The sequence below is a fragment of the Agarivorans sp. Alg241-V36 genome, from assembly GCF_900537085.1.
Lineage (GTDB): Bacteria > Pseudomonadota > Gammaproteobacteria > Enterobacterales > Celerinatantimonadaceae > Agarivorans.
Window position 1 is genome coordinate 372,948 of record NZ_UNRE01000006.1, and the last position, 24,350, is coordinate 397,297.

At 46.0% G+C, this 24,350-nt stretch carries 29 protein-coding genes; 13 read left to right on the forward strand and 16 right to left on the reverse strand.

Features of this window, described 5'->3' with window-relative positions; genetic code table 11:
- Position 1 precedes the first annotated feature (1 nt).
- Both G6R11_RS15745 and G6R11_RS15750 read left to right on the forward strand, forming a co-directional pair.
- Positions 2 to 580 (forward strand): cytochrome c oxidase assembly protein, encoded by a 579-nt coding sequence (locus G6R11_RS15745; protein ID WP_163134019.1) that lies wholly within the window; start codon positions 2 to 4, stop codon positions 578 to 580.
- Entirely contained in the window at positions 564 to 1,439 is an 876-nt protein-coding gene (locus G6R11_RS15750; protein ID WP_163134020.1) for a cytochrome c oxidase subunit 3, read from the forward strand. Before G6R11_RS15745 ends, G6R11_RS15750 begins: the two co-directional genes overlap by 17 nt.
- On the opposite strand, the gene G6R11_RS15755 is transcribed toward G6R11_RS15750, so the two are convergent.
- On the reverse strand, positions 1,436 to 1,639 hold the full coding sequence (locus G6R11_RS15755) for a DUF2909 family protein (RefSeq protein ID WP_163134021.1): 204 nt from the start codon (positions 1,637 to 1,639) through the stop codon (positions 1,436 to 1,438). The genes G6R11_RS15750 and G6R11_RS15755 overlap by 4 nt on opposite strands.
- Between G6R11_RS15755 and G6R11_RS15760 the strand changes: the two genes are divergently transcribed.
- From G6R11_RS15760 to dinF, 5 genes are all read left to right on the forward strand, one after another.
- Positions 1,632 to 2,360 carry an SURF1 family protein gene (locus tag G6R11_RS15760; RefSeq protein ID WP_163134022.1) on the forward strand — a complete coding sequence of 243 codons (729 nt, stop codon included), beginning with the start codon at positions 1,632 to 1,634 and terminating at the stop codon, positions 2,358 to 2,360. The genes G6R11_RS15755 and G6R11_RS15760 overlap by 8 nt on opposite strands.
- Positions 2,357 to 2,860 (forward strand): hypothetical protein, encoded by a 504-nt coding sequence (locus G6R11_RS15765; protein ID WP_163134023.1) that lies wholly within the window; start codon positions 2,357 to 2,359, stop codon positions 2,858 to 2,860. The genes G6R11_RS15760 and G6R11_RS15765 overlap by 4 nt, the downstream gene beginning before the upstream one ends.
- A 16-nt stretch (positions 2,861 to 2,876) precedes the next feature.
- Positions 2,877 to 3,893 (forward strand): heme A synthase, encoded by a 1,017-nt coding sequence (locus G6R11_RS15770; RefSeq protein WP_163134024.1) that lies wholly within the window; start codon positions 2,877 to 2,879, stop codon positions 3,891 to 3,893.
- Positions 3,871 to 4,785 carry a heme o synthase gene (gene cyoE / locus G6R11_RS15775; protein ID WP_205472870.1) on the forward strand — a complete coding sequence of 305 codons (915 nt, stop codon included), beginning with the start codon at positions 3,871 to 3,873 and terminating at the stop codon, positions 4,783 to 4,785. The genes G6R11_RS15770 and cyoE overlap by 23 nt, the downstream gene beginning before the upstream one ends.
- A gap of 83 nt (positions 4,786 to 4,868) precedes the next feature.
- Positions 4,869 to 6,200, forward strand: coding sequence for an MATE family efflux transporter DinF (gene dinF, locus G6R11_RS15780; protein WP_163134025.1), 1,332 nt, complete (start codon positions 4,869 to 4,871; stop codon positions 6,198 to 6,200).
- Between the two features lie 20 nt (positions 6,201 to 6,220).
- On the opposite strand, the gene trmL is transcribed toward dinF, so the two are convergent.
- Genes trmL through G6R11_RS15795 form a run of 3 tightly spaced genes read right to left on the reverse strand, consistent with a single transcriptional unit; the run spans position 6,221 to position 8,736 of the window.
- The gene (gene trmL / locus G6R11_RS15785; protein WP_163134026.1) at positions 6,221 to 6,685 is read right to left on the reverse strand and encodes a tRNA (uridine(34)/cytosine(34)/5-carboxymethylaminomethyluridine(34)-2'-O)-methyltransferase TrmL; all 465 of its coding nucleotides are present in this window, start codon (positions 6,683 to 6,685) and stop codon (positions 6,221 to 6,223) included.
- Between the two features lie 27 nt (positions 6,686 to 6,712).
- Complete coding sequence (locus G6R11_RS15790; RefSeq protein WP_163134027.1) at positions 6,713 to 8,047, reverse strand: ATP-binding protein; 1,335 nt, start codon at positions 8,045 to 8,047, stop codon at positions 6,713 to 6,715.
- Positions 8,048 to 8,049: 2 nt separating this feature from the next.
- Positions 8,050 to 8,736 (reverse strand): response regulator, encoded by a 687-nt coding sequence (locus G6R11_RS15795; RefSeq protein ID WP_163134028.1) that lies wholly within the window; start codon positions 8,734 to 8,736, stop codon positions 8,050 to 8,052.
- A gap of 160 nt (positions 8,737 to 8,896) precedes the next feature.
- On the opposite strand from G6R11_RS15795, the gene G6R11_RS15800 reads away from it, so the two are divergent.
- From G6R11_RS15800 to cysE, 3 genes are read left to right on the forward strand one after another with little or no spacing between them, the layout of a single operon-like run.
- On the forward strand, positions 8,897 to 9,352 hold the full coding sequence (locus G6R11_RS15800; RefSeq protein ID WP_163134029.1) for a Spy/CpxP family protein refolding chaperone: 456 nt from the start codon (positions 8,897 to 8,899) through the stop codon (positions 9,350 to 9,352).
- Positions 9,353 to 9,400: 48 nt separating this feature from the next.
- The gene (locus G6R11_RS15805; protein ID WP_163134030.1) at positions 9,401 to 10,303 is read left to right on the forward strand and encodes a cation diffusion facilitator family transporter; all 903 of its coding nucleotides are present in this window, start codon (positions 9,401 to 9,403) and stop codon (positions 10,301 to 10,303) included.
- Between the two features lie 9 nt (positions 10,304 to 10,312).
- Entirely contained in the window at positions 10,313 to 11,119 is an 807-nt protein-coding gene (cysE, locus tag G6R11_RS15810; protein WP_329776166.1) for a serine O-acetyltransferase, read from the forward strand.
- On the opposite strand, the gene G6R11_RS15815 is transcribed toward cysE, so the two are convergent.
- Positions 11,116 to 11,343: a DUF1653 domain-containing protein gene (locus G6R11_RS15815; protein ID WP_163134031.1), complete on the reverse strand. Its 228-nt coding sequence runs from the start codon at positions 11,341 to 11,343 to the stop codon at positions 11,116 to 11,118. The genes cysE and G6R11_RS15815 overlap by 4 nt on opposite strands.
- Before the next feature lie 192 nt (positions 11,344 to 11,535).
- On the opposite strand from G6R11_RS15815, the gene G6R11_RS15820 reads away from it, so the two are divergent.
- Positions 11,536 to 11,742, forward strand: a complete 207-nt coding sequence (locus G6R11_RS15820; RefSeq protein ID WP_163134032.1) for a cell division protein ZapB — start codon at positions 11,536 to 11,538, stop codon at positions 11,740 to 11,742.
- Positions 11,743 to 11,758: 16 nt separating this feature from the next.
- Here the strand turns inward: G6R11_RS15820 and rraA are convergent, their stop codons facing one another.
- The 9 genes from rraA to priA form a co-directional block, all read right to left on the reverse strand.
- Positions 11,759 to 12,247 (reverse strand): ribonuclease E activity regulator RraA, encoded by a 489-nt coding sequence (gene rraA, locus G6R11_RS15825; RefSeq protein ID WP_163134033.1) that lies wholly within the window; start codon positions 12,245 to 12,247, stop codon positions 11,759 to 11,761.
- A gap of 170 nt (positions 12,248 to 12,417) precedes the next feature.
- Entirely contained in the window at positions 12,418 to 13,749 is a 1,332-nt protein-coding gene (gene hslU, locus G6R11_RS15830; RefSeq protein ID WP_163134034.1) for an HslU--HslV peptidase ATPase subunit, read from the reverse strand.
- Positions 13,750 to 13,768: 19 nt separating this feature from the next.
- Positions 13,769 to 14,299 (reverse strand): ATP-dependent protease subunit HslV, encoded by a 531-nt coding sequence (gene hslV, locus G6R11_RS15835; RefSeq protein ID WP_016399711.1) that lies wholly within the window; start codon positions 14,297 to 14,299, stop codon positions 13,769 to 13,771.
- Between the two features lie 109 nt (positions 14,300 to 14,408).
- On the reverse strand, positions 14,409 to 14,732 hold the full coding sequence (locus G6R11_RS15840) for a replication protein RepA (RefSeq protein WP_163134035.1): 324 nt from the start codon (positions 14,730 to 14,732) through the stop codon (positions 14,409 to 14,411).
- Positions 14,719 to 15,387 (reverse strand): AAA family ATPase, encoded by a 669-nt coding sequence (locus G6R11_RS15845; RefSeq protein ID WP_163134036.1) that lies wholly within the window; start codon positions 15,385 to 15,387, stop codon positions 14,719 to 14,721. The genes G6R11_RS15840 and G6R11_RS15845 overlap by 14 nt, the downstream gene beginning before the upstream one ends.
- A gap of 108 nt (positions 15,388 to 15,495) precedes the next feature.
- Positions 15,496 to 15,798: a PilZ domain-containing protein gene (locus tag G6R11_RS15850; protein ID WP_163134037.1), complete on the reverse strand. Its 303-nt coding sequence runs from the start codon at positions 15,796 to 15,798 to the stop codon at positions 15,496 to 15,498.
- Positions 15,799 to 16,115: 317 nt separating this feature from the next.
- A complete protein-coding gene (locus G6R11_RS15855; RefSeq protein ID WP_163134038.1) occupies positions 16,116 to 16,676 on the reverse strand; it encodes an SPOR domain-containing protein in 561 nt (186 codons plus the stop codon).
- Positions 16,677 to 16,678: 2 nt separating this feature from the next.
- On the reverse strand, positions 16,679 to 18,433 hold the full coding sequence (gene argS, locus G6R11_RS15860) for an arginine--tRNA ligase (protein WP_163134039.1): 1,755 nt from the start codon (positions 18,431 to 18,433) through the stop codon (positions 16,679 to 16,681).
- A 188-nt stretch (positions 18,434 to 18,621) separates the two neighbouring features.
- Positions 18,622 to 20,826: a primosomal protein N' gene (priA, locus tag G6R11_RS15865; RefSeq protein WP_163134040.1), complete on the reverse strand. Its 2,205-nt coding sequence runs from the start codon at positions 20,824 to 20,826 to the stop codon at positions 18,622 to 18,624.
- Between the two features lie 240 nt (positions 20,827 to 21,066).
- Here priA and rpmE point away from each other — a divergent pair, with 240 nt between their 5' ends.
- Entirely contained in the window at positions 21,067 to 21,279 is a 213-nt protein-coding gene (gene rpmE, locus G6R11_RS15870) for a 50S ribosomal protein L31 (protein ID WP_163134041.1), read from the forward strand.
- 353 nt (positions 21,280 to 21,632) lie between these two features.
- On the opposite strand, the gene G6R11_RS15875 is transcribed toward rpmE, so the two are convergent.
- Positions 21,633 to 22,298 (reverse strand): hypothetical protein, encoded by a 666-nt coding sequence (locus G6R11_RS15875; RefSeq protein ID WP_163134042.1) that lies wholly within the window; start codon positions 22,296 to 22,298, stop codon positions 21,633 to 21,635.
- A gap of 427 nt (positions 22,299 to 22,725) precedes the next feature.
- Entirely contained in the window at positions 22,726 to 23,025 is a 300-nt protein-coding gene (gene metJ / locus G6R11_RS15880; protein WP_163134043.1) for a met regulon transcriptional regulator MetJ, read from the reverse strand.
- A gap of 152 nt (positions 23,026 to 23,177) precedes the next feature.
- On the opposite strand from metJ, the gene metB reads away from it, so the two are divergent.
- Positions 23,178 to 24,335: a cystathionine gamma-synthase gene (gene metB, locus G6R11_RS15885; RefSeq protein WP_163134044.1), complete on the forward strand. Its 1,158-nt coding sequence runs from the start codon at positions 23,178 to 23,180 to the stop codon at positions 24,333 to 24,335.
- Positions 24,336 to 24,350: the final 15 nt, after the last annotated feature.

Consider the following 24,350-nt stretch of genomic DNA (forward strand, 5'->3'; position numbering starts at 1 on the left):
TATGCTTGGCCATCGTCGTTTAGTCACAAAACTGCTGGTGGTAGTGGTGGCTATGTTCGGCTTTGGTTACGCCTTAGTGCCGCTTTATGACGTGTTTTGTCAGGTTACTGGCATTAACGGCAAAACAGCTAAAGAAGCCAGTGAGCTAAGCCTAGTTACTGACGAGCAGCGCACCGTAACCGTAGAGTTTATTAGCTATGTACCGCAAGGGCTTAACTGGAAGTTTGGCCCTAAGGTTAACCGAGTAAAAGTGCATCCGGGTGAAACGCTACAGGTAGATTTTAGCGCGAGTAATCTCACTCCCAAGCGAGGCACGGTACAGGCGGTTCCTTCGGTTAGCCCTGGTTTAGCTGCCAATCACTTAAAAAAAGTCAGCTGTTTTTGTTTTGAGCAGCAAACCTTAGCCCCGGGTCAACAACAAGATATGCCTTTGTTTTTCTATGTGGACCCAGAGTTACCTAAAGATATTAATACCTTAACCTTGGCTTACACCTTATTTGCCGTAGAGGGCGAGCCGATTGAATCTGAAACAGCACAAGTAAGTGCCGATGGAGAGGTGGGCAATGACGCAGCCTTATGAGAAGTATTATGTTCCCGCACAAAGTATATGGCCAATTGTTGGCGCGGTGGGTTTATTCCTAATTGCGATGGGCGCGGGTTTTTCTGTTCAGCAAATGGGCAGTGAGCAAAGCTACGGCCTATGGATATTGTCTTGCGGCTTTGTGGTGATAGTTACCATGATGTTTGGCTGGTTTGGCAATGTTATTCAAGAAAGCATGGATGGCTTATATAGCGCGCAAATGGATCGCTCTTTTCGCCAAGGCATGAGCTGGTTTATTTTTTCTGAAGTAATGTTCTTTGGCGCATTTTTTGGTGCTCTATTCTACGCCAGAATGATTGCTGTGCCATGGCTTGGTGGTGCCGGTAACAATGAAATGACCGGCGCAGTGTTGTGGCCAGAGTTCACAGCTATGTGGCCGCTAGTGGAAACGCCCGGAGGAACAACCACAAAGGCAATGGGGTGGTTCGGTTTACCATTGTTGAACACGGTAATACTGGTTATTTCGTCAGTGACTTTGCACTTTGCTCATGTGAGTTTGGAGAAAGATAAGCGCGGGCCACTTAAATTGTGGTTAGCCATTACCTTGGTGCTGGGTTTTGCCTTCCTGTTTTTCCAAATTGAAGAATACATTCATGCATATCAGGAATTAGGTTTACGTCTTGATTCGGGCATCTATGGCAATACCTTTTTCTTACTCACTGGATTCCATGGCTTACACGTTACCTTGGGCGCCATCATGCTTACGGTGATGTTTTTGCGGGTACTAAAAGGTCACTTTACCGGTAAGAGTCACTTTGCCTTTATGGCCTCGAGTTGGTATTGGCACTTTGTAGACGTGGTGTGGTTGTGTCTGTTTATTTTTGTGTATGTGCTTTAGTAAGGGCGTGGGTTGGGCTGAATAATGCCCAAAGCCATGGCGAGTAGAACCAATAGTATAAGCAACACGCTAAAGATTAAGCGTTTACCCAAATAATGGGTCATTGGTTTTTCTCCGCCCTTTAGCATTACCCGTAAAGCAAACAGCATGTTTACTACTACAAACAAGATTAACGCGGTAATTAGCAGTTTTATGACCATAACAAAGCTCTCTCAACAGGCTGATAAAAAAACAGTTTCTTACCGCTTGATACTGTTTGTTGTGCTTATGGTTGCGCTGATAGGGCTAATGGTCAAGCTTTCCTTGTGGCAATGGCAACGCAGTGAACAAAAACAGCAATTATTAGATCAATACCAGCAGCAATCTTTGCAAGAAAGCAGTTTAGAGCAAGCGCTTCGCTCTGGTGTGCAGCCATTTCAGCTGGTGACGGTAAGCAGTATTACCGCTATGGGTAAGTACTTATGGTTAGACAATAAAGTGAACGACGGTGTGGTGGGCTACGACGCTTATACACTGGCGAGCACTCCGCAAGGTAATGTATTGGTGCGCTTAGCTTGGCAGCCTGCTGGTTTAGACCGCAGTATTTTGCCCGAAGTGCTTAAGACTGATGCATTAGCAAAGCGTTTTCGAGTGAGAGAAATAAGTTTACCCGTGGTGCTAAAGCAAGAGCATTGGTTAGAAGAGTTACCCCTGGGCTTGCGAGTGCAGCAAATAAATATCGCCGCCTTGGCCGATTATTGGGGTATTGATTTACTGCCATTTGTATTAGATAGCCAGCTTGAGCATAGCTCGACGCAATTGGTTTCTATATCGCCGCAAAAGCACCAAGGCTACGCTTTGCAGTGGCTATTAATGGCCCTGGTTGCGGCTGGCTTAACTATTTATTTTTGCAAGCAAAACAGAAACAAGGAAGGTTTATGAGAAGTCACCAAAAAACCATGTTGTTACTTGCTTCGGTATTTTTAGTGCCGCTTATTTTAGCTTGGGTGGTACTTAAAATGGGTTGGTATGAACCCGGTGCACTAAGTCATGGTGAGTGGTTCGAGCCGCCAATGCAGATAGAAAACTACCCAATTGGTAAGTGGTCGATCGCTCAAGTGATTGATGGCGACTGCTCACAAGCCTGTTTGCAACAACTGAGCAAACTCAATAATGCTTGGTTAGCCTTAGGCATAGCCAAACAGCAAACCCAAATGGTTGCTCTTATGTCTGGTGAGAAACTTGAACAGATAAACGATGGCCTTGAGCAAATGACGCTAGGACAGGCTAATCAACAATTAGCTGATTACGACCAGCAGTGGTTGGTGGTAGACCCAACCGGTTGGGTGATTTTGAGTTACCAGCCCGCTCAAGGTGATGAGCAAGTTAAAGGGCTAATAACCGATTTGAAACGCTTAATCAAAAACTCGCGGTTTCAATAGAGCCTAAGGACAGCAAATGCAAAAGGGACTAATTGCAGCTATTTTACTTGCCGTGGTGGTGATTGGCTTAGGTGCATTCACCCGTTTAACTGATGCTGGGCTGGGTTGTCCGGATTGGCCCGGTTGTTATGGGCAGCTAATGGTTCCTCAAAGTGAAGAACACATTCAACACGCGGCAAATGCCTATCCAGAACGGCCCTTAGAAACCCACAAAGCCTGGAATGAAATGATCCATCGTTATTTTGCAGGCACTTTGGGTTTACTGGTAGTGGCTTTAGCTGCTCTAGCATTTTGGCAAAAACAACATCGCTTTTTGGCATTGGCGTCGGTGCTATTGATTGGCTTTCAAGCCATATTAGGCATGCTAACGGTAACGCTGGGTTTAATGCCGATTGTGGTCATGGGTCACCTATTAGGTGGCTTTTCGATGCTGGCTTTGCTGTTCACTTGGTTGATGATTGCTAAACGACCTGTCGGTAAACCGCAGCGCAGTGGCCGTTGGCTCTGGCTGGGTTTATTGGTATTAGTGGTGCAAATCGCGCTGGGCGGTTGGACGTCGGCTAACTACTCGGCAATTTCTTGTCAGGGTTTACCGCTTTGTCATGAAGAGTGGCTGAGCTCTTATCAGTTAGAAGCGTTTGATCCCTTGCCAGCAACTAGTGGCAATGATTACGAATTTGGGGTGCTAAGCCACGAGCAGCGTAAAACCATTCATGTTACCCACCGGATTTGGGGCGGGGTCACAGCCATTTACCTATTCATTTTAGCCTTAAGTTACATCCAACGGCGACATAGTGATATGGAGCGGGGGCGTGCTTCTAGGTTGATCTTTGTATTGTTTACCCAAGTTGGCTTGGGGGTTGCCAATGTGCTTTGGCAAGTTCCGCTGGCCATTGCGGTGGCGCATAACTTAGTTGCGGCCATGCTGCTGTTAAGTTTAATCAGTTTAATCTTGGCTCACTATCAAGGTGGAGCTGTAGCAACATACCTTGAGGAAAAGGAGACGCATTATGGCGAAGTTGAACACGCTTAATCCGCCAAGTTCATTGACTAAAGGGATTAATTGGCGAGCTTTATACAAGCTTACTAAGCCAAAGGTAGTGGCACTCATTGTACTTACTGCGGTAGTGGGAGCCTGCTTGGCTACGTCTGGCTTACCACCATGGCAGGCATTGCTGATAGGTAATCTAGGCATTGGCTTAATGGCAGGAGGTGCGGCAGCCTTCAATCATTATATAGATAGTGAAGCTGATGCAGCCATGGCGCGCACACACAAGCGCCCCTTGCCTACCGGTGCCATCGCTAATTGGCAGGCTTTGCTGTGGGCTTCGTTATTGTCTGTGGTGGGCTTTGCGATGCTGTATTGGTGGGTTAATCCGCTTACCGCTTGGCTAACTGCTGCCAGCTTAGTGGGCTACGCGGTGGTGTATACCCTTTGGTTAAAACGGGCAACCCCGCAAAATATTGTGATTGGTGGTTTGGCTGGTGCGATGCCGCCACTGCTGGGCTGGACGGCCGTAAATAACGCCATATCGGCTGAACCCTTGTTGCTGGTAATGCTGATTTTCACTTGGACACCACCACACTTTTGGGCTTTAGCTATTGCTCGACGTGATGATTACGCCAAGGTTAATATTCCAATGTTGCCGGTTACTCACGGCATTACCTTTACTAAAAAACTGATCCTGCTGTATTCCTTGCTGCTATTTGCAGTAGCTTGGTTGCCCTTTTTAGTTGGCATGAGCGGCGTAGTTTATTTGGTATTGAGTTGTGCGCTTAACTTGCGTTTTATGCACTTGGCCTGGCGACTGTATAAGGGAGATAATCAGCGAGACGCAATGCGTTTATTTGCCTTCTCGATAGTGTATTTGATGCTGCTGTTTGTTGCCCTGTTGGCTGACCACTGGTTATTTGCTTTACTGTAGGCTCTAAGCCTATCGCCCTCAAGGCTTGCCGAGAGTGTAACTAACTCTTACACTCTCGCTATCGCCTGCTTAATTTTCCTTTCATGTCTGTTTCGCGTTTTTCTGCCATTGCGGCTATTGCCGTGCCAATGATTTTATCCAATATTACTATCCCCTTATTAGGGCTGGTGGATACTGCTGTCATTGGTCATTTAGATCATGCTTATTACCTTGGTGGTGTTGCCTTAGGCTCAATGATGATTAGCTTAGTGTACTGGCTATGTGGCTTTTTACGCATGTCTACCACTGGCCTGAGCGCTCAAGCTTTTGGCGCAAACGATCAGCAAGCTTTGCAGAGAGTGGGATTTAATTCTGCCTGCATTGCGGTAACTATTGGCTTGGCATTGCTGCTGTTAAAACAGCCAATATTACAGCTAGGATTGTCTTTGGCGGGCGGCAGTGAACAAGTTCAGTATTATGCGGCTGAGTACTTTTCTACCCGCATTTGGGGCGCGCCTGCTGCATTGCTTAATTTGGTGTTACTGGGTTGGTTGCTGGGTATGCAAAATGCTCGCGCGCCGATGTTACTGCTGATCGTTGCCAATACCACTAACATTGCCTTGGATGTATTGTTTGTAGTGGGCTTAGATTGGAAAGTGCAGGGTGCAGCCTTAGCCAGCGTAATTGCCGATTACTTTTCTTTGCTGGTGGGTTTAGCCTTGTGTCGCAAGCAATTTTTAGCGCGTTTTGCTGCTTTACCTTCACTTCAGGATTGCTGGGCCGATTTTAACCGCGAGCACCTAGCGGGATTGTTTTCCTTAAGCCGAGACATTTTTTTACGCTCGCTTGCCTTACAAGCTTGCTTTGCTTTTATTACCTTTCAAGGCTCCCGTTTGGGTGACAACATTGTAGCGGCTAATGCGGTGTTGCTTAACTTTTTGATGTTTGTCTCTTTCGCGCTAGACGGTTTAGCTTACGCTGTAGAAGCCCTCGCCGGTAAAGCAAAAGGGAGGAATGACCGCGGCTTATTTGTTGAAACCATTAAGCAATGTTTGCTGTTAGCGCTGGTGGCTGGCATTGGTTTTAGTTTGCTATTTGGTGTATTTGGCTCGCAATTAGTGGCCTTACTTACCGACATACCTGAGATTCGCAGCACTGCCGGTAGCTATCTTAATTGGATGATTTTGCTGCCTTTGGTATCGGTATGGTGCTTTATCTTAGATGGGGTTTTTATCGCTACTTCCGAAGGGCGGATTATGCGTAACTCGATGCTGTTGGCCAGTTTTGCTGGTTTCTTTCCGCTTTGGTGGCTTACGCAAAGTTGGGGAAACCACGCCTTATGGCTAGCAATGTGCGGTTTTATGGCGATTAGAGGTTTAAGCCTAGGCTGGATTTATTACCAAGCCTTAAGCCAACAGCGTTGGTTTAAGGCTTAGCACTTATCACTTAGAGCTACCTACACGCCGTCTACGTAACCTAGTTGACGCCAAGCTTCATAAACAAATACCGATACGGCATTTGATAAATTCATGCTGCGGCTGTCTGCTAACATTGGAATTCGTAGGCGGTATTGACCATCAATCTCATTGAGTACTTCGTCCGGCAAGCCACGGGTTTCTGGGCCAAACATTAAGTAATCACCTGACTCAAAAGCAAAGTCACTATGAAAGCCGCTACCTTTGGTAGTGCAAGCAAGCAGGCGTTTGGGCTGCTCGCTGTCTAAAAAAGCTTGGTAGTCGGCGTGGCGTTTCACCTCGGCAAACTCGTGGTAATCCAAGCCAGCACGTTTTACTTTTTTATCATCCCAAGCGAAACCTAAAGGCTCGATAAGATGTAAGTTACAACCGCTGTTCGCCGCTAAACGGATAATTGCGCCGGTGTTTTGCGGTATTTCTGGTTGGTATAGCACAATGTTAATCATGATTAATCCAAGTGGCTGCGAAAAGCGCTATTGTAGTGGCAAGCGCAGGCTAACTTCTAGCCCTTTAAGTGAATGATTGCTGGCACTGATGCTGCCGCCGTGTTGGCGAATCGCTGATTCGGCAATTGCCAAACCTAAACCTACCCCGCCGCTATCGCGATCGCGGGCTTCTCCACTGCGATAAAACGGGCGGAAAATGCTGTTGAGCTCGGCTTCTGGAAGACCTGGGCCATCATCTCTAATCACCAGCGTTAAGGTACTGCCTTGCACTGTGGCACTTAAGGTAACCTGCTGTTCCGCATATTTGAGCGCATTACGGCAAACGTTCTCCAAAGCGGAGGCAAGCAATTCTGGGTAGCACACCACACTTAGTTGCTGAGGGTAGTTGGCGCTAAACTGCTTATTAAGTTGTTCGGCTTCAAACTCACAGTCGCTGACTAAATCTTCCATGAGTTCTTGCAAGGTCATTTTTTGTTGCTTGGCATTTACCTGCATGCGCGATAGCGACAAAAGTGCATCTATCATTTCTGCTAGTCGCTGGGATTCACGTTCAATACGGGCGATCTCCGGCGTGGTTTGTTGGCGTTTTTTGTGCAGCGCCAAAGCCATATTTAAACGGGTAAGTGGCGACCGTAATTCGTGGGAAATATCGCTAAGTAAACGTTGTTGATTATTAATGGCTTGGTTGAGCGTATCTACCATACGTTGCAAGCTGTCTGACAGTTGACCAACTTCATCACCACGATGGATCTCGGGTAGTTGAGTATCTAAATACCCCAGCGAAACCTTATTTGCCGCAGACTGCAGTTTTTTTAATGGCCTAACAATGTGACGAGTAAGCAGAAAACAGAGGGCTAAACTTAAGCCTATTGCCACTAGCGATAAGAACAACGGCGATACACCAAAGTTACGTATGGCGTGGCGCTGCTCTGGGTTGCTACGACGCTCTGCGTAGAGTAGGTAGTCTTGGTTATTGATGGTAAGCGCTTGTGGGCCTATAAGAATACGCTTCTTGTCGAGCATGATGCGTGGGTCGTCGAGCTTGTCGTGGTTAACAATAAAGCGGCGCATACCACGGCTAAGCTCGTCATGGTTTACTACCTCACCATCACTGTTAACCAGGAAGGGTTTACCAAAGCGTGATTTAATATGTGGCTCAACGCGTGGGCTAAGCATGCGTTGAGGATTGCGCTCAATACGCTGAGCAAACTCTTGTAAGTTTTTCACCGCCCACTTAGGTGCTTTAAAGTTATCTTCGCTGAGCATTCTAGATAGGTTAATGGACACAAAGGCAGTGACCAGCAATATCATCCAAAATGAGATGAAGATTTTTACAAAGAGATTGTTGATTAAGCGCTTCATTATTACCACTCTAGCCACATGTAGCCCTTGCCTCTCACGGTTTTTATCCGTGGAAGCTGGTCTTTTCTAGCCGGTATTTTTTTACGTAAATTACTAATGTGCATATCTAAGCTGCGGTCAAAGGCTTGCAGGCGTTTACCTAACACCTTTTGATTTAGGCTGTCTTTTTCCAATAGCTTGCCTGGCTGTTCAAGCAAGTGTTGTAGCAATAACAGCTCGGTACTGGTGAGCTCTAACTCTTGCTCGTCGCAGTGCACTTGCTGCTTAGCAACCGAGAGGCATAAGTCTTGGTGGCAAATCAAATCTTGCTTGGGATCTGTGGCTTGGCTGCTTTGCGTACGGCGCAAAATCGCTCTTATGCGCGCTAGCAATTCTCGCTCGCTAAAAGGTTTAGCTAAGTAATCGTCGGCGCCTAACTCTAAACCCAGCACGCGATCTATTTCATCACCTTTGGCGGTAAGCATTAATACCGGTTGCTGGTTGTCTTTGCGTAATTCTTTTAATACTTCAAAACCATTTTTGCCTGGCATCATTACGTCGAGCAGTACTAAGTCGTAGCGCTTTTCGGCTAGCTTGGCTAAGCCGCTTAAACCGTCGTTGCATACCTCACAACTAAATCCTTCTAGTTCTAAGAGTTCGCCGAGTAACTCGGTCAGTTCTTTGTCGTCATCTATAAGTAGTAAATCCACTGGGCGATTCTCTATTCAACATCAATAAGCAAATTGTACAAAACTCACAGCGCTTTGCCGTGCTTAATGTTCGGCTTTTACATAGCTTTACACTTTGCTGCGGTTAGTTTGCATTGGCTTTTGTAGACTACAAATGACCGAACAGACCTGAGGAAAGAAAATGAAAAAGTTACTAGTTACTGCCCTTGTTGGCGCACTTGTTGTTGCCCCTGTAGCCTTTGCCGCTAAATCTAATAGTGAAGGTAAGAATCGCGGCGGCCATCCAGCTATGAAAATGATGAAGCAGCTAGACTTAAGTGATGAGCAAAAAGCTCAAGTAAAAGAGATTATGCAACAGCATAAACCTAAGGCAGATCAAGAGCAGCGCCAAGCGATGTACCAACAACGCATGGAAATTATCACTGCTGCCAGCTTTGACCAAGAAGCGGCACAGGCCTTAATTGATATTCAACAAGCTAAGCTTCAAACTCGTATGCTAAATATGTTGCAAGCTCAGCAGCAAATCTATCAAGTACTAACGCCTGAGCAACAGCAGAAATACCAAGAGATAAGCGCTAAAAAGATGGAAAAACAGCAAAAGCGTATGCAGAAGGGCGATAAAAAAGCTCAACTTTAACATGCACTAAACGTTATACTTTACAAAACCTTCCAAAGAATTTGTAAAGTGGATAAGCAACGTTATCAGCGCTTGGTCACCTTAGCTACATGGGTTGCAACTTGTGTAGCGGTGACCTTGCTTGTTATTAAAAGCGCCGCATTTTTATATACTGGCGCGGTAAGTATTCTAGCTTCCTTAATTGATTCGCTGATGGACATAGCTATGTCTTTGGTGAACCTGCTTGCAGTGCGCTACGCTCTGCAACCCCCCGACAAAGAACACAGCTTTGGCCATGGTAAGGCAGAGCATTTAGCCGGCCTAGCTCAAGCGGCCTTTATCACCGGTTCCGCCTTAATGTTGATGTTTGGCGGTGTGAATGAGCTGCTGCATCCCAAAGCCATTGAACACAGCTCTGTAGGCATTACGGTCATGGTAATTTCTACTGTTATCACTTTTGCTTTGGTGATGTTCCAACGCTACGTTATCGCTAAAACAAATAACGCTGTTATTAAAGCTGACTCGATGCACTATGCCATGGATATATACATGAACATTGCGGTGCTGGTCGCTTTGCTGTTGAGTTTTTATGGCTGGTATTGGGCAGATGGCTTGTTTGCCGTGCTTATTGCCATCTACATTTGTTATGGCGCTTTTGGCATCGGTAAAGAGTCGGTACAAAACTTATTGGATAGGCAGCTTCCAGAGGCCTTTCAAAAACAAGTGTTTAACACTGCTTTAGCGGTGGATGGTGTATTAGGTGCTCATGATATTCGCACTCGACAATCTGGGCAGACTAAATTTATACAACTTCATTTAGAGCTAGATGATAAGCTTAGCCTGTATGAAGCGCATAGAATTGCCGATGAAGTTGAAGATGCCTTTATGGTCGAATGGCCAGAGGCAGACGTTTTGATCCATCAAGACCCTCAATCGGTGGTTCCGCAAGAAAAGAAATTAGATCTTGAGTAAGGTGAAGTAGTGGCAAAGGTAAAGGATTATCAAATCAAACAAACTCTGGCTGAGACGGTATGGTTACAAATCCGTGATGAAGCAACCCGCATGGCGGCAGATGAGCCAATGCTATCTAGTTTCTTTTACTCTACCATTCTTAATCATCACAGTTTGTCTTCGGCATTAAGTTTTCAGCTGGCTAGTAAGCTTGATAGCTCAACGGTTCAAGCGATTTTGCTGCGTGAGTTTATTGAAGAAGCTTTATTGGCGGATCCTTGCATTTTAGAAGCCGTAGCTGCAGATATTGTTGCGGTAAAAGACCGAGACCCCGCGGTTAAGTATTACGCTATTCCCTTACTTTACTTAAAAGGTTTTCATGCCTTGCAAGGCCATCGCGTGGCTAATTGGCTTTGGCACAAGGGCAGACTTGCTTTAGCCCGTTATATGCAAAACCAAATCTCGGCGGTATTTGCGGTAGATATTCACCCAGCAGCAACAATTGGTAAAGGCATAATGCTCGATCATGCTACCGGTATTGTGGTGGGTGAAACAGCGGTTATTGAAGATGAAGTTTCTATTTTGCAGTCGGTTACCTTAGGCGGTACCGGTAAAGATCGCGGTGACCGTCACCCGAAAATTCGTCGCGGCGTATTGATTGGCGCGGGGGCTAAAATTCTTGGCAACATCGAAGTGGGCCGCGGCGCTAAAGTGGGTGCAGGTAGCGTAGTATTAGAGTCGGTTCCAGCTCATACCACGGTTGCTGGCGTACCGGCAAAGGTGGTTGGCACGCCTAGCTGCGACATGCCAGCCATTGATATGGGGCAAAATATTTAGCCTTGTTTATCAAGTGCTTCGATAAATGCAAACCGAGGCACTTGCTTACCTTCAAACTCGACGTTTTCAAAAAACATATCGTAAGGCCTTACCCATAGTTTCCCTTCACTATACAACGGTTTGTATAGCACTAATACTTCTTCTGTTTCTGAGTGTATTGCAGTATCAATAACTTGGTATTCAGGGCCTTTGTAGTGACGATAACGGCCTTTTTGTAGATTCATGATTATTTATTCAACAACTAGTTAGGGAAATACATTTCTACTCTTGTTGGCTATAGATGACAAGAGTATGCTGCTTTAAAAGCAGTCATCATCAGTAGGTGAACACTAACTAGCGTTCATATATCCATGATGACTGACTCAACGAAAATAAGCTGAGTTGGCTTTGAGACGGAATTAACGGGAGAAATATTAATGTCTTTTGATGTATTAGAAAAATTAGAAGCAAAAGTTCAGGTTGCAGTAGATAGCATCGAACTATTACGTATGGAAATTGACGAGCTTAAAGAGCAAAACAGCCAGTTAAACGACGAGAACGGCCGTTTAGTGCAAGAGCAACAAGCTTGGCAAGAACGCCTTAAAGCCTTATTAGGCCGTATTGAAGACGTTCACGCCGAATAATTTAAAGCTTGAGCGCTTATTCTATATCTAGCGGCTCAGGCGATAAAATTACCCCGGTGGTATCTGCATAGATGTGATCTTCTGGAAGGAAGGTCACTCCACCAAAGTTAACCGGAATGTTCACATCACCGGTTTCATCTTCTGCGTCAGCGCCTACTGGAATAGAAGCTAGAGCTTGAATACCAATGTCTAAGTCTTCCAGCGCATCAACATCACGCACACAACCATAAACAATAATACCGTCCCATTCGTTGTCGGCTGCTGTCTCGGCAATGCTCTCATCAACCAAGGCGCGGCGTAATGAGCCACCACCGTCAATGAGTAGTACGCGACCAGTTCCAGACTCTTGAACTACCTGAGCAATTAAGCCGGCATTTTCAAAGCATTTAATGGTAGTAATTTCGCCCCCAAAAGCGTTTTTGCCACCGTAGCTGGCAAACATGGGTTCAACAACGTCAACCGTATCTGCGTAAAGGTCACAAAGTTCAGAGGTATTATATTCCATGGTCTGGATCCTAAATTGGCCCGAGTATTCGCTACCAGTATAAACCCTAAGTTGCCGTTTTCAATTAAGAAATATCAAGTCTTTTGCAGAAGCCTTAATCAGCAAATCAGCAAATAACAGGTGCAAAAAAGCCGCCAATCTGGCGGCTTAGGATTTACTTAGCAAGCTGCTTACAGAATAAAGCGGCTTAAATCTTCATCAGCCACAAGTTCGTCTAAGTACTTAGTCACGTAATCAGCATCAATCACGATGGTTTGGCCTGCGTTGTCTGAAGCTACAAAGCTTAGTTCTTCCATCAGCTTTTCCATTACCGTATGCAAGCGGCGAGCACCGATGTTTTCGGTACGCTCATTCACCTGCCAGGCAGCGTTAGCGATGTGGCGAATACCATCTTCGGTAAACTCAATATCCAAACCTTCGGTGGCCATTAAGGCTTTGTATTGCTCGGTTAACGAGGCATTTGGCTCGGTTAGAATACGCACAAAGTCTTCGGCACTTAAAGCGCTTAAGTTTACCCGAATTGGCAAACGACCCTGCAGCTCTGGGATCAAGTCTGACGGCTTAGCCACTTGGAAAGCGCCAGAGGCAATAAACAAGATGTGGTCGGTTTTTACCATGCCGTGTTTAGTGCTAACGGTTGAGCCTTCTACCAAAGGTAGTAAGTCACGCTGCACACCTTCGCGGCTTACATCTGGGCCAGAAGTGTCAGCGCGTTTACAAATTTTGTCGATTTCGTCGAGAAACACGATGCCGTTGTTTTCTACCGCATGCAGGGCTTTTTCTTTAAGCTCTTCAGGGTTCACCATTTTGGCGGCTTCTTCTTCAACCAAAAGCTTAAAGGCTTCTTTAATCTTGAGTTTGCGCTTCTTGCTATCTTTGTTACCCGACAAGTTTTGGAACATGCCTTGTAGCTGGTTGGTCATCTCTTCCATACCAGGAGGCGCCATGATCTCTACGCCAACTTGTGGCTGAGCCACATCAATCTCGATTTCTTTATCATCGAGTTGGCCCTCGCGTAGCTTTTTACGAAAAGCTTGGCGGGTTGAGTTTTCTTTGGTGTCTTCTTCGTGACCAAAGGTATCTTTAGCGGGTGGCAGTAGGGCATCTAATATGCGGTCTTCTGCTTGGTCTTCGGCGCGGAAACGGAATTTTTCGGTTTCTTGCTCGCGGGTAATTTTGAAGGCAACATCAGCTAAATCGCGAATGATGGTTTCAACTTCTTTACCCACATAACCCACTTCGGTGAATTTGGTGGCTTCAACTTTAATGAATGGCGCGTTGGCTAGCTTGGCTAAGCGGCGAGCAATTTCGGTTTTACCCACACCGGTTGGGCCAATCATTAAGATGTTTTTTGGGGTAACTTCTTGGCGCAACTCGTTATCGAGTTGCATGCGACGCCAGCGGTTACGTAGGGCAATGGCTACTGCACGCTTTGCTTCACCTTGGCCAATAATGTGGTTGTCTAACTCTGAGACAATTTCTCTTGGGGTCATTTCCGACATAATATCTTCCTGCAAAGCCTTAGGCTTTGGCGTCTAATTCTTCAATAGTGTGGTTAAGGTTGGTAAACACACAAATGTTTCCGGCGATGGTAAGGCTCTTTTCAGCAATCTCACGGGCGCCTAGTTCGGTATTTTCGAGCAATGCTAATGCTGCAGACTGAGCAAATGGCCCACCAGAACCAATAGCAATAAGGTCATGCTCTGGCTGCACTACATCGCCGTTACCAGTAATAATTAGCGAGGCTTCGCTATCGGCTACTGCCAGCAAGGCTTCTAGTTTGCGCAGCATACGATCGGTTCGCCAGTCTTTGGCGAGTTCTACGGCAGCTTTGGTTAAGTGGCCTTGGTGCATTTCTAGCTTAGCTTCAAAACGCTCAAATAGGGTGAATGCATCTGCAGTACCACCGGCAAATCCAGCGAGTACTTTTCCGTGGTAAAGGCGACGCACTTTTTTGGCGTTGCCTTTCATTACGGTGTTGCCAAGGGAGACTTGGCCATCGCCAGCAATGATCACTTTGCCGTTGCGGCGTACGGAGACGATAGTAGTCACGTTATTTCCTCAGTTTGTTGAGCTAACTTGCAGCGTTAGCTTGGCTATAAGTGTGAAATGGGGGGGAGTGACAGGATTTTCAAGGTGTAAGCTAAAAAACAGCGCGCTTTTAGGGCTCTTTACTCACGGCTAACAGTGCTTGTTGCTGTTGTGGGCTGAGTGAGTCAAATTGCTTTAGCAGTTGCCTAAGTAGTTTAGATTTAGCTACTTTATGTTGTTCCGAGGCTTGTTGTAAGTGAGCAATCGCCGCTGCGTCGAAGGTAAAGGTGCAGTGACGAAAGTTAGTGGTAGCTTTTGGATTTTTAATCGGTTTATTGCTGGCACCTGCTTTACCTTGGGCGTAGTTGTCGGCGTCTTCAATAAACTGGTCAACACTCACTTTGCTGCGCTTTACGGGCTGCTTTGTGCGCTTTTTTAGATCAGTTAAACTCATGAGAGTCTTCTTGTTGAATCGCAAATAGTTCATCAACAATGGCGGCAATTTCTGCTGCTGCCTTGCCATCTTGTTCTATCTCAATCACCGAGCGACCGCTTTCTTCGCTGTCGTCATAAATGTTACGTGAGAAGGTGACGGCATCTAATACATGTAAGCCAAAAGAGCGACAGACCTCTTTGGCATCGAGAATTCGTTGTACTTGGCTTGGTAGGGCTGGGCACTGGGTTATGACAAAGCTCGCAACCATTTTGGGATTGACCATTTTACAGGTGCTAAGCATGTCTTCCATGTGCGGTAAGGTTTTTAAGTCGCGGCGTTTAGGGCGTAGCGGAATGAGCACATATTTGGCTACCGACATAGCGGCTCGCATTGCCAGGTTATCTTGTCCACCGCAGTCAACAATCACAAAGTCGTAGCCGCCATCTAGGCTTAATAGGTCTTTGCGAATTTTTCCGTAAAGCTGAATACAGTTGATACCGGGCAGAGATTCATCTTCGTTGCGGGCTTGGATCCAATCGGAAGTGGTGCGCTGAGGGTCGCAGTCCACCATAAGGATGTTAGCATTTAGGCTAGTTTTTAGGTGTACAGCGATGTTTTGTGCGAGGCAGCTTTTACCACTGCCGCCTTTCTCTCCACCCACTAGTATTAACATGGCTGCTCCTTGCTATTGCTACTTGTACCTAATTAACCAACTTATCGTTGGAACAAGTAATAATAAGTATAAGACAGTTCGCCAATTTTGCTCGGATAGGTGATTTTTCTATAGTAATAACAAAAACATATGATAGCTGGAGAAATTTTTACGATGACAACGTGCAACCTTGGCCTTCATTTCTGAAGTATCACTATGCTCAGCTGAAAACTGAATGATTAACTTAGTGCCTATTTGCAGATCGTTGCTATGTTTTACCAACAAGCCACGTCGCGAAATATCTATGCAGGTTGCTTCAAGGCTTTGATCTTCACCATCGCTGTCTTTCCACGTTAGTTGCACCGGCTCATTTTCCAAATCCAGTCGCATTGAGCGACGGCGGTCGAGCTGCTCTAGTTCCGTGTTTTCCATTTCATCGCGTTCCTATTACGAGTCGCGGATTGAAGCTATAGATATTCCGCATTTTAGTTGTCCCTAACATACTAGCCTAGCTACATTTTTATAACATAGTTGAGAACTAGTTCAAATAACTAATATTTTTAATTGCTTAGCGTTGTTTTTTTCTATCTTTTTCACTAAAGGATGAGAACAATTTGCTGATTAAGTGTGCTATAGCAGTTGTTTTAACGTGCAATTGTTAATACATAACTGCAATAGTACATCATGGTTAAGTAATTAAAAAATAAGCTGAATTAGGAATATTCAGCTTATTTAGAGTGGTAGGTGGTTTAAAAGTTCCAATGCCATATTTGACAGCCATTTATCTTGGCGCGTTGCAAGATATGGCGAGCACGTTCAGCGTCGCGTTTGGTTGGGTAAGGCCCCAATACAACCCTATACCATGCGCCATTTTTGCCTTCGGTGCGCCTAATTTGGCTTTCTAAGCCAGCAAAGGCGATAAGCGCTTTACTTTCTTCTGCTTTGTCGCGGCTACGAAATGACGCACACTGCATTTGATAAGGCTTGCTTGGCTTAGAAGATTGCTCAGCAATTTCAACTTCAACCTTTTTCTCTTCCAGCTCTTTTACGTAAGTACGCTCTTTAGGTGGCTCTGGCAGCTTTGCTTTGGGTTTAGGTGCTGTGGTTTTAGGTTGTACTATTCCGCTTAGCTCCGGCGGCGGAGTAGGTGCTGTGCCTTTAATGTTGAATAGCAACACCGCAAAGCCAGCGATAGCCGCAATTACCGCTAAAGCTAGCGGTAAAGGAAAGCGTTTATTATTAGATACCGTACGGCTCGATTTAGCCGCGCGTTTCTTGGGCTTGCTACGCCCTACGTAGTCCTTGGCCATGCTTACATGCGTTCCAGGGTTTCAATTCCTAGTAGTGATAGACCTTGGTCTAGAACTTTGGCGGTTAGTGAAGCTAGGCGTAAGCGGCTAGATTTAGTATCGGCTGTTACATCTTCTTTAAGAATTGGGCAGGCCTCGTAGAAGGTCATAAAGGCACCCGCTAGTTCGTAAAGGTAGTTACACATCATGTGTGGCATGCCTTTGTTCGCTACGTTGTGCACTGCATCGCTAAACTGAATAAGTTTTTGCGCAAGGGCGATCTCGGCGTCTTGCTCTAAGCTAATTGCTTGCTGCAAATTGGCTACATCCACTTCCGAGCGGCGAATAATTGATTGAATACGGGTATAAGCGTATTGCAAGTAAGGAGCCGTGTTGCCGTTAAAGGCCAGCATGTTTTCCCAATCAAAGATGTAGTCGGTCGTGCGGTTCTTTGATAGGTCGGCGTATTTTACTGCGCCCATGGCGATGGCTTTTGCCGCTACTACTTGTTGCTCGGCGTCTAAGTCACGCGATTTCTCGGCCACAATGCTTTGCGCACGTTGTTCGGCTTCTTCCAATAAATCCACTAACTTAACCGTGCCGCCGCTACGGGTTTTAAACGGGCGACCATCTTTACCTAACATCATGCCAAAGGCGTGGTGCTCTAGTGGTACTTCTTCTGGCACGTAACCGGCTTTACGCACAATGTTCCAGGCTTGCATTAAGTGCTGGTGTTGGCGTGAGTCAATGAAGTACAACACGCGATCAGCATTAAGGTTTTGGTAGCGGTATTTAGCGCAGGCGATGTCGGTGGTGGTATACAAGAAGCCGCCGTCTTTTTTCTGGATGATCACACCCATTGGGTCGCCGTCTTTGTTTTTGTATTCATCAAGGAATACCACGGTGGCGCCGTTGTCTTCTACCGCTAAGCCCTTTTGTTTTAAGTCAGCCACAACCTCGTTAAGCATTGGGTTGTACATGCTTTCGCCCATCACATCGTTTTTGGTTAACGATACGTTTAAGCGGTCGTAAACGGCTTGGTTATGGCTAAGGGTAATGTCTACCAGCTTGCGCCACATGGTATTGCAGTACTCGTCGCCACTTTGCAGTTTCACCACGTAGTTACGAGCACGTTCGGCGAATACTTCGTCGCTGTCGTAGCGCGCTTTAGATTCGCGGTAAAATACTTCTAAATCGGCTAATTCAATATCACCAGCATCGGTGCCGCGAGCTTCCACTTCTTCGAGGTTGGCGATAAGCATGCCAAACTGGGTACCCCAGTCGCCAATGTGGTTAGCGCGTACCACTTTGTGGCCTAAAAATTCTAGAGTGCGAACTACAGCGTCACCAATAATGGTTGAGCGTAAGTGGCCTACGTGCATTTCTTTAGCTACGTTTGGCGCCGAGTAATCCACCACGATGGTTTGGGCTTTCTCTACCTTCTTAACATTGGCGGTCGCCGAACTGGCCATGGCTTCTACTTGCGACGCTAACCAGTGGTTGTTTAGGTAGAAGTTGATAAAACCAGGACCAGCAATGGCGGTTTTTTCTACCAAGGTAGATTCTGGTAGGTTATCTACAATTAGCTGGGCTAGCTCGCGTGGGTTTTTACCCGCTGGCTTAGCGGCCATTAAGGCAAGGTTGGTGGCTAAATCACCATGAGCTTTATCTTTGGTTCGGTCTACTTGGATTCGTGGTTCGAATCCTTCAGGAAGCACCTGTTGTTGTTTTAGGGCTGTGACCGTTTGTTCCAGAAGTTGTTGAATAAGCTCTTTCATGAAGGTTGGCACCAATCTCGCGTGAATAAATTGTACAAAGCGGGCATTTTACCGACAATTTGTGACGAAGACTATCTCTTATCTGGGCTAATTAGCCTTAGTTTTGGCTGTTGCGATAAATCATTGATGATCCTAGGCGCTAACTGGCCAGAGATTGATCTTTTAACTGGCGCTTAAAGCGTTTCGACTTACTGCATATCGTAGGGGTCTATATCTAAAGACCAACGTACTTTGCGGCTAAGTTTTAAGTTTTCTAGCTGCGGCAACAGGCGGTAAACCAGCTGATGCAGTTGCGCGCGTTGCTCGGCTTGAATCAACAATTGCATGCGATATTTGCCGGCGCGACGTGCTTGTGGTGCAGGGCAGGGCGGGAAAACCCAGGTTTCGCCTTGTTGCAGTGGTTGTGCGAGTTGATAAAGCTGTTGGCTTAATTCGTTAACCGCGTTGCCATCGGCCGCTTCTAAACGGAATAAGGCTTGAAAGCTAAAAGGTGGTAGCTCGGTGTCTTTACGCTCATTAAGCGCAAAGCGAGCAAAATGCTGGTAACCGTTATTGATTAAATCTTGCAGTAGTTCGTGTTCGGGGTGATGTGATTGCAGCAGCACTTTACCGAGTAGGTTGGCACGGCCAGCGCGACCCGCCACTTGCACGTATAGCTGTGCTAGTCGCTCTGGAGCTCGAAAATCCGAGCAAAACAGCGCGTGGTCAATATCTAACAAAGCCACCAAGGTAACGTTAGGAAAATGGTGACCTTTAGCCAGCATTTGTGTGCCAATTAATATTTGGTATTGGTTATTGTGAATATCGTCTAGCAGCTGCTCTAAGCTGCCTTTGCGCCGAGTGCTGTCACGATCGATACGCGCCACTTTGTATTCAGGGAAAACCTCCAGCAAGGCTTCTTGTAGCTGCTCGGTGCCCAAACCGGTGGTGACAAGGTTAGTAGAGCCACATTTCTCGCATTGGTGTGGCACGGGCTTTTGGCTACCACAATGGTGACAAGCCAAATGGCGTGGCTGTTGGTGGTAAGTATAATAGGCCTCACAGCGCTCACACTCACATACGTGGCCACATTCGTGACACAGCAGCGCGGGTGCATAACCGCGCCGATTAAGAAACAGCATCACTTGGCGACCCGCTTTTAACTCAATGCGCATGGCTTTAATTAGCGCTGGCGATAAGCCAGAAGACAAAGGTTGCTGGCGAATATCTAGCAATTGCTGTTCGGCTAAAGCGGCATTACCAGCACGTTGTTTTAACTCTAAATGTGAATAACGGCCGCTAAGTGCATTATGTAAGCTTTCTAAAGACGGCGTTGCAGAGCCTAACACCACCGGCATTTTCTCTAAGCGAGCGCGCACTATGGCTAAGTCGCGGGCGTGGTAGCGAAAGCTGTCTTGCTGTTTAAAGGAGCTGTCGTGCTCCTCGTCGATAATTATTACCCCAGGGTTTTTCATTGGAGTGAATACCGCCGAGCGGGTGCCAATAATAATGCCTGCTTCGCCCTGTTTGGCTTTTAGCCAGGCGGTAAAGCGCTCGGTATCGTTTAAGCCCGAATGGATGGCAAAAACCGGCACTTTAAAGCGCTCGGCAAAGCGTGCCAAGGTTTGCGGAGTTAAGCCAATTTCTGGCACCAATACTAGCGCTTGTTTGCCTTGGGCTAGCACCTCGGCGATAACATTTAAGTAAACTTCGGTTTTGCCCGAGCCGGTAATTCCCTCTATAAGGAAAGCTTGAAAACTGCTAATGCTTTGGTTGATAGCGGCCACCGCGATGGCTTGTTCGGCATTAAGCTGCAGTGAGTCTTGCCTGCTGGTATCGTTTTTTGACCAAAGAGTGGGCTGAGGTGTTATATCGCGCTTTTCAACTAAGCCTTTTTCAACCAGTGCTTTAAGGGCGGTGCGTGATAGCTCTTGCTGTTTGCATTGTTCGTCACTGAGTTGGCCATTTTCTTGTTGCTGCAAACTGCCTAGTACTACACCTTGTTTGGGGGCGCGGCTAAATTCACTCAACTCTGCTCGCTGGCCTTGCTCGGTTAAACGCCAAGCAAGGATGCTTTTGGCTTTAGCTGGCTCGCCTTTGCGCAACAATGCTGGCAGTGCTTGGCTCATCACGTCACCCAAGCTGTGGTGATAATAAGAGCTAGCCCAATTTAGCAGCTTAAATAGGCTCTCTGGCAATAGGGCTTGTTGGTCTAAGGATTCATTAAACGGTTTGAGTTTATCTTCGGCAATGTCGCTATCGCTGGGGTGCTCAATGACCAAACCTACTTTTTCGCCTTTGCCAAAAGGCACCTTAATGCGGCTGCCAATCACCGGCATTGGGGTATTTTCAGGCACGCTGTAATCAAAAAGGCGACGCAGGGGAATAGCTAAGGCAACACGAACAATCGACACTAATGAATAAACTCAAGCAAAAAACCTGTCTCATTCTACTGGCAGAGCCCCTTGCGGAGCAAATTAAGCGTTTGGTGAATTTTTACCCGGTTTTTGTTGCAGGGAGCTTGCTATGCTAGGTGGCTTCTTATATGATCCGCCACCTAAAATTTATAGGCTCTGATAGAGTTGCTTTCGTATGGTGTTTGGTGTCAATTGTGGCGACCGAATGGCGATACGGCCCAAGTATTGAGGTAATCCATGAAAACTGATATCCACCCAACTTACGAAGTACTTACTGCTACTTGTTCTTGCGGTAACGTAATCGAAACTAAATCTACTCGCACTGGTTCTATGTTCCTAGACGTATGTGACAAATGTCACCCGTTCTACACTGGTAAGCAACGTAACGTTGATACCGGTGGTCGTGTTGATCGTTTCAACAAGAAATTCGCTGTATTGGGCAAAAAATAAGCCAGCCTTATTTACGCTACACAGCAAACGAAAAGCGCCTAAGGGCGCTTTTTTTGTGTCTATAGTTGGACCGAGGACTTAGTGTGCTTTCAACCTATGTGTAGCGGTGCTCTTGCTAGATACTTCTAGTTATAAATTTGTTCAATGGATCTAACTAAGCGCAACAAAAGCGACACTTAATACTAAAACTGCCAAAATCGAGCTTATAGCGATGATGGTTGAACCTTCGATATGTACATTTTTTATATTAATTCTCAGCATATAACGTTTCCAAAGAGCTAACCGATTGATTGAGTATTAGCTTAAAGGAGATTGGTATTGCTGTGATGTGCAGATAATAAAAAGATATCAGCCTAGCTTCTCTTGTTAGATTTTATCCACTCTTCCCACTGCTCTATGTGATGCATATCCATATAGGCAATAAAGTACTGTTTGGCTCTCTCCATGATCGCAGTGTTCCCGCCTACATTACGAAGTTCACTAAAGTAGGTCATTTTTCTCTGGTACGAGGTCATATTGTCGTCTTTATTCTCATTTAGACGAACATCTATATCTTCTGCAAAAGTCCCCATATCTCTTTTAAATGAAGATATATCTTTACTGAAGAGTATTGCTGTTGCTGATAGGTTGTCTGTAGCCAACCATGCGAAAAGTGCAGCATAATGTACCTGTTGTTTAACAGTACGTTTACCTGGTTTTCGTTTGAACGGATCTTCGCCATCTAGATAGCTTAAGAGAGCTTTGGCGACATCAACTTCAGTGTCTGGGTATGGATATTCGAATTCGAAGCTAGGCATGTGTGTTTTGAGGTGCTCTCTCACATTGTGGATATTTAGATCAAAGTCTTTAGCTAGATTTGCGGATAGTTTTTCTATTAATTTTGTACGTAGCTGGCGCATATCGCGGTAACCCAAGCTGCCATCAACGCGCTCTTGAGCCCATGTTTTGCATTTCGACTTTCTTTGATTGAGCTGTAATTCTTTTCTTTTCATTGTTAGCCCCGATATTCCCTCTTCCATAAAGGTACTCTACTGACATACGTAAAAGGCAGTCAAATAACGCTGAGCTAAGATATATGAAAATCTATTTCAGTAGGGAAAGGGTCTGTGCGCTAGCAGCGAGTTTTCTCTATTCCCTTCATTATCGCCGAGTAGCGGAAGTTTAAAGCGATTAAGCCAAGCACTGTTTGAGCGAAGCGAGTTGCGCAGGCGCGCTTTAAACTGAGCATCGCAGGGTTAAGATAATGCGGGGCAACCTTTCTTTTGCTTCGTTTTCTTTGGTTGTTCAAAGAAAATGACGTCGCCGAAGGCGAAACCAATGCGCAGAGCTAACGGATGAAGAATATAGCGAATGGAGGCAAGCTTTGCTTTTTACCGAGAAGTACCAAGTATACTTGGGGACTCATTACAAACAAAAAAGCCGCTCAATGAGCGGCTTCCTAGTATCTTATTCTTCTTTATCCAATTCCGCTTGCACGGCTTTTTCTAAAGCCGGGTCGGGTTTGTCTTTTTGCAGGTCGCTATCGTCGGGCAGGGGTTGCCCAGTGTAGGCGTGTAAAAATGCTTCGCAAAGTAGCTCACTGTTAGTGGCGTGGCGTAGGTTGTTTATTTGTCTACGGGTACGCTCATCGGTCAATATCTTTAGCACTTTTAGTGGGATAGATACCGTAATCTTTTTAACTTGTTCGCTTTTTTTACCGTGTTCAGCATAAGGGCTGATCCACTCACCATTCCAATCTGTCGACATTCTGCAATACACACCAAACTAAAGAGACCCTATTGTAACGGGGGAAATGCCACTTAGCAATCCAACAGCAAAGACATTTAGACGTCTAGAAGTGTTGACGTCTTTTTTGCTAGTGGTAAAGTGGCAGGATAAATTGAGGGAGTGAATCAGCAATGTCTTTAAAAGATCTTCAAGCGGCTACTATAGCAGTACGCAGCGGTATTGAAAGTGATACCCAACACGGTGCGGTAGTGCCACCTATTTATTTATCGAGCAACTACAGCTTTGCTGATTTTAACCAAAAGCGCCAATTTGATTACAGCCGTTCGGGTAACCCGACTCGTCACATACTGGCCGAGGCGATTGCCGATTTAGAACATGGTGCTGGTGCGGTGATTACTAACACTGGTATGTCGGCAGTAAACTTGGTTACCGCCTTGTTAGAGCCGGGTGATTTGTTGGTTGCTCCACACGATTGTTACGGCGGCAGTTACCGCTTATTTGACAGCTTAGCCAAGAAAAATGCCTTTGAGGTGGCCTTTGTTGATCAAAATGACCAAGGCGCGCTAACCGAGCTGTTGGCTAAAAAGCCTAAATTGGTGTGGTTAGAAACGCCTAGCAACCCACTGTTACGCATTGTAGATATTAAAGCGATTGCCGAACAGGCTCATGCCGTGGGTGCCTTGGTAGTGGTTGATAACACCTTCTTGTCTCCTGCTTTGCAAACGCCGATTTTGTTGGGCGCCGATATTGTGGTGCACTCTGCTACTAAATACATTAACGGTCACTCAGATGTAGTGGCTGGCATGGTGGTAGCGGCTAATCAAGAATTGGCCGAGCAATTAGCGTGGTGGGCAAACTGTTTAGGTTTAACCGGTTCGGCTTTTGATTCTTACCTTACTTTACGCGGCCTGCGCACCCTTAAAGCACGTATGAATGTGCACCAGCAGAATGCTCAAGCCTTGGTGGCGTGTTTGCAACAACAAGAGGCGGTGGGCGCGATTTACTACCCTGGTTTGCCAGAGCACCCAGGACATGCTTTAGCGCAAAGTCAGCAAAAGGGTTTTGGTGCTATGTTCAGTTTTGAATTGAACTTAGAAGAAAGCCAAATGGTTAAATTCTTGAAAAGCTTGCAGCTATTTTCTTTAGCGGAGTCATTAGGTGGCGTAGAAAGCTTAATTGCTCACCCAGCCACCATGACCCATGCTGCGATGTCGAGTGAGGCCTTAGCTGAAGCGGGAATTTCTAATCAGTTATTACGTGTATCGGTTGGTTTGGAAGATGCACAAGATTTAGTGGATGATTTACAGCAGGCTTTTGCCCAACTGTAGTAAAGCCAGCGTTGT

What these genes read in the sequence shown, in the direction of transcription:
- G6R11_RS15745 (WP_163134019.1), top strand. Translation starts at nt 2, where the DNA reads ATGCTTGGCCATCGTCGTTTAGTCACAAAACTGCTGGTGGTAGTGGTG.
- G6R11_RS15750 (WP_163134020.1), top strand. Translation starts at nt 564, where the DNA reads ATGACGCAGCCTTATGAGAAGTATTATGTTCCCGCACAAAGTATATGG.
- G6R11_RS15760 (WP_163134022.1), top strand. Translation starts at nt 1,632, where the DNA reads ATGACCATAACAAAGCTCTCTCAACAGGCTGATAAAAAAACAGTTTCT.
- G6R11_RS15755 (WP_163134021.1), bottom strand. Translation starts at nt 1,639, where the DNA reads ATGGTCATAAAACTGCTAATTACCGCGTTAATCTTGTTTGTAGTAGTA.
- G6R11_RS15765 (WP_163134023.1), top strand. Translation starts at nt 2,357, where the DNA reads ATGAGAAGTCACCAAAAAACCATGTTGTTACTTGCTTCGGTATTTTTA.
- G6R11_RS15770 (WP_163134024.1), top strand. Translation starts at nt 2,877, where the DNA reads ATGCAAAAGGGACTAATTGCAGCTATTTTACTTGCCGTGGTGGTGATT.
- cyoE (WP_205472870.1), top strand. Translation starts at nt 3,871, where the DNA reads ATGGCGAAGTTGAACACGCTTAATCCGCCAAGTTCATTGACTAAAGGG.
- dinF (WP_163134025.1), top strand. Translation starts at nt 4,869, where the DNA reads ATGTCTGTTTCGCGTTTTTCTGCCATTGCGGCTATTGCCGTGCCAATG.
- trmL (WP_163134026.1), bottom strand. Translation starts at nt 6,685, where the DNA reads ATGATTAACATTGTGCTATACCAACCAGAAATACCGCAAAACACCGGC.
- G6R11_RS15790 (WP_163134027.1), bottom strand. Translation starts at nt 8,047, where the DNA reads ATGAAGCGCTTAATCAACAATCTCTTTGTAAAAATCTTCATCTCATTT.
- G6R11_RS15800 (WP_163134029.1), top strand. Translation starts at nt 8,897, where the DNA reads ATGAAAAAGTTACTAGTTACTGCCCTTGTTGGCGCACTTGTTGTTGCC.
- G6R11_RS15815 (WP_163134031.1), bottom strand. Translation starts at nt 11,343, where the DNA reads ATGAATCTACAAAAAGGCCGTTATCGTCACTACAAAGGCCCTGAATAC.
- G6R11_RS15820 (WP_163134032.1), top strand. Translation starts at nt 11,536, where the DNA reads ATGTCTTTTGATGTATTAGAAAAATTAGAAGCAAAAGTTCAGGTTGCA.
- rraA (WP_163134033.1), bottom strand. Translation starts at nt 12,247, where the DNA reads ATGGAATATAATACCTCTGAACTTTGTGACCTTTACGCAGATACGGTT.
- hslU (WP_163134034.1), bottom strand. Translation starts at nt 13,749, where the DNA reads ATGTCGGAAATGACCCCAAGAGAAATTGTCTCAGAGTTAGACAACCAC.
- G6R11_RS15840 (WP_163134035.1), bottom strand. Translation starts at nt 14,732, where the DNA reads ATGAGTTTAACTGATCTAAAAAAGCGCACAAAGCAGCCCGTAAAGCGC.
- G6R11_RS15845 (WP_163134036.1), bottom strand. Translation starts at nt 15,387, where the DNA reads ATGTTAATACTAGTGGGTGGAGAGAAAGGCGGCAGTGGTAAAAGCTGC.
- G6R11_RS15850 (WP_163134037.1), bottom strand. Translation starts at nt 15,798, where the DNA reads ATGGAAAACACGGAACTAGAGCAGCTCGACCGCCGTCGCTCAATGCGA.
- G6R11_RS15855 (WP_163134038.1), bottom strand. Translation starts at nt 16,676, where the DNA reads ATGGCCAAGGACTACGTAGGGCGTAGCAAGCCCAAGAAACGCGCGGCT.
- argS (WP_163134039.1), bottom strand. Translation starts at nt 18,433, where the DNA reads ATGAAAGAGCTTATTCAACAACTTCTGGAACAAACGGTCACAGCCCTA.
- rpmE (WP_163134041.1), top strand. Translation starts at nt 21,067, where the DNA reads ATGAAAACTGATATCCACCCAACTTACGAAGTACTTACTGCTACTTGT.
- G6R11_RS15875 (WP_163134042.1), bottom strand. Translation starts at nt 22,298, where the DNA reads ATGGAAGAGGGAATATCGGGGCTAACAATGAAAAGAAAAGAATTACAG.
- metJ (WP_163134043.1), bottom strand. Translation starts at nt 23,025, where the DNA reads ATGTCGACAGATTGGAATGGTGAGTGGATCAGCCCTTATGCTGAACAC.
- metB (WP_163134044.1), top strand. Translation starts at nt 23,178, where the DNA reads ATGTCTTTAAAAGATCTTCAAGCGGCTACTATAGCAGTACGCAGCGGT.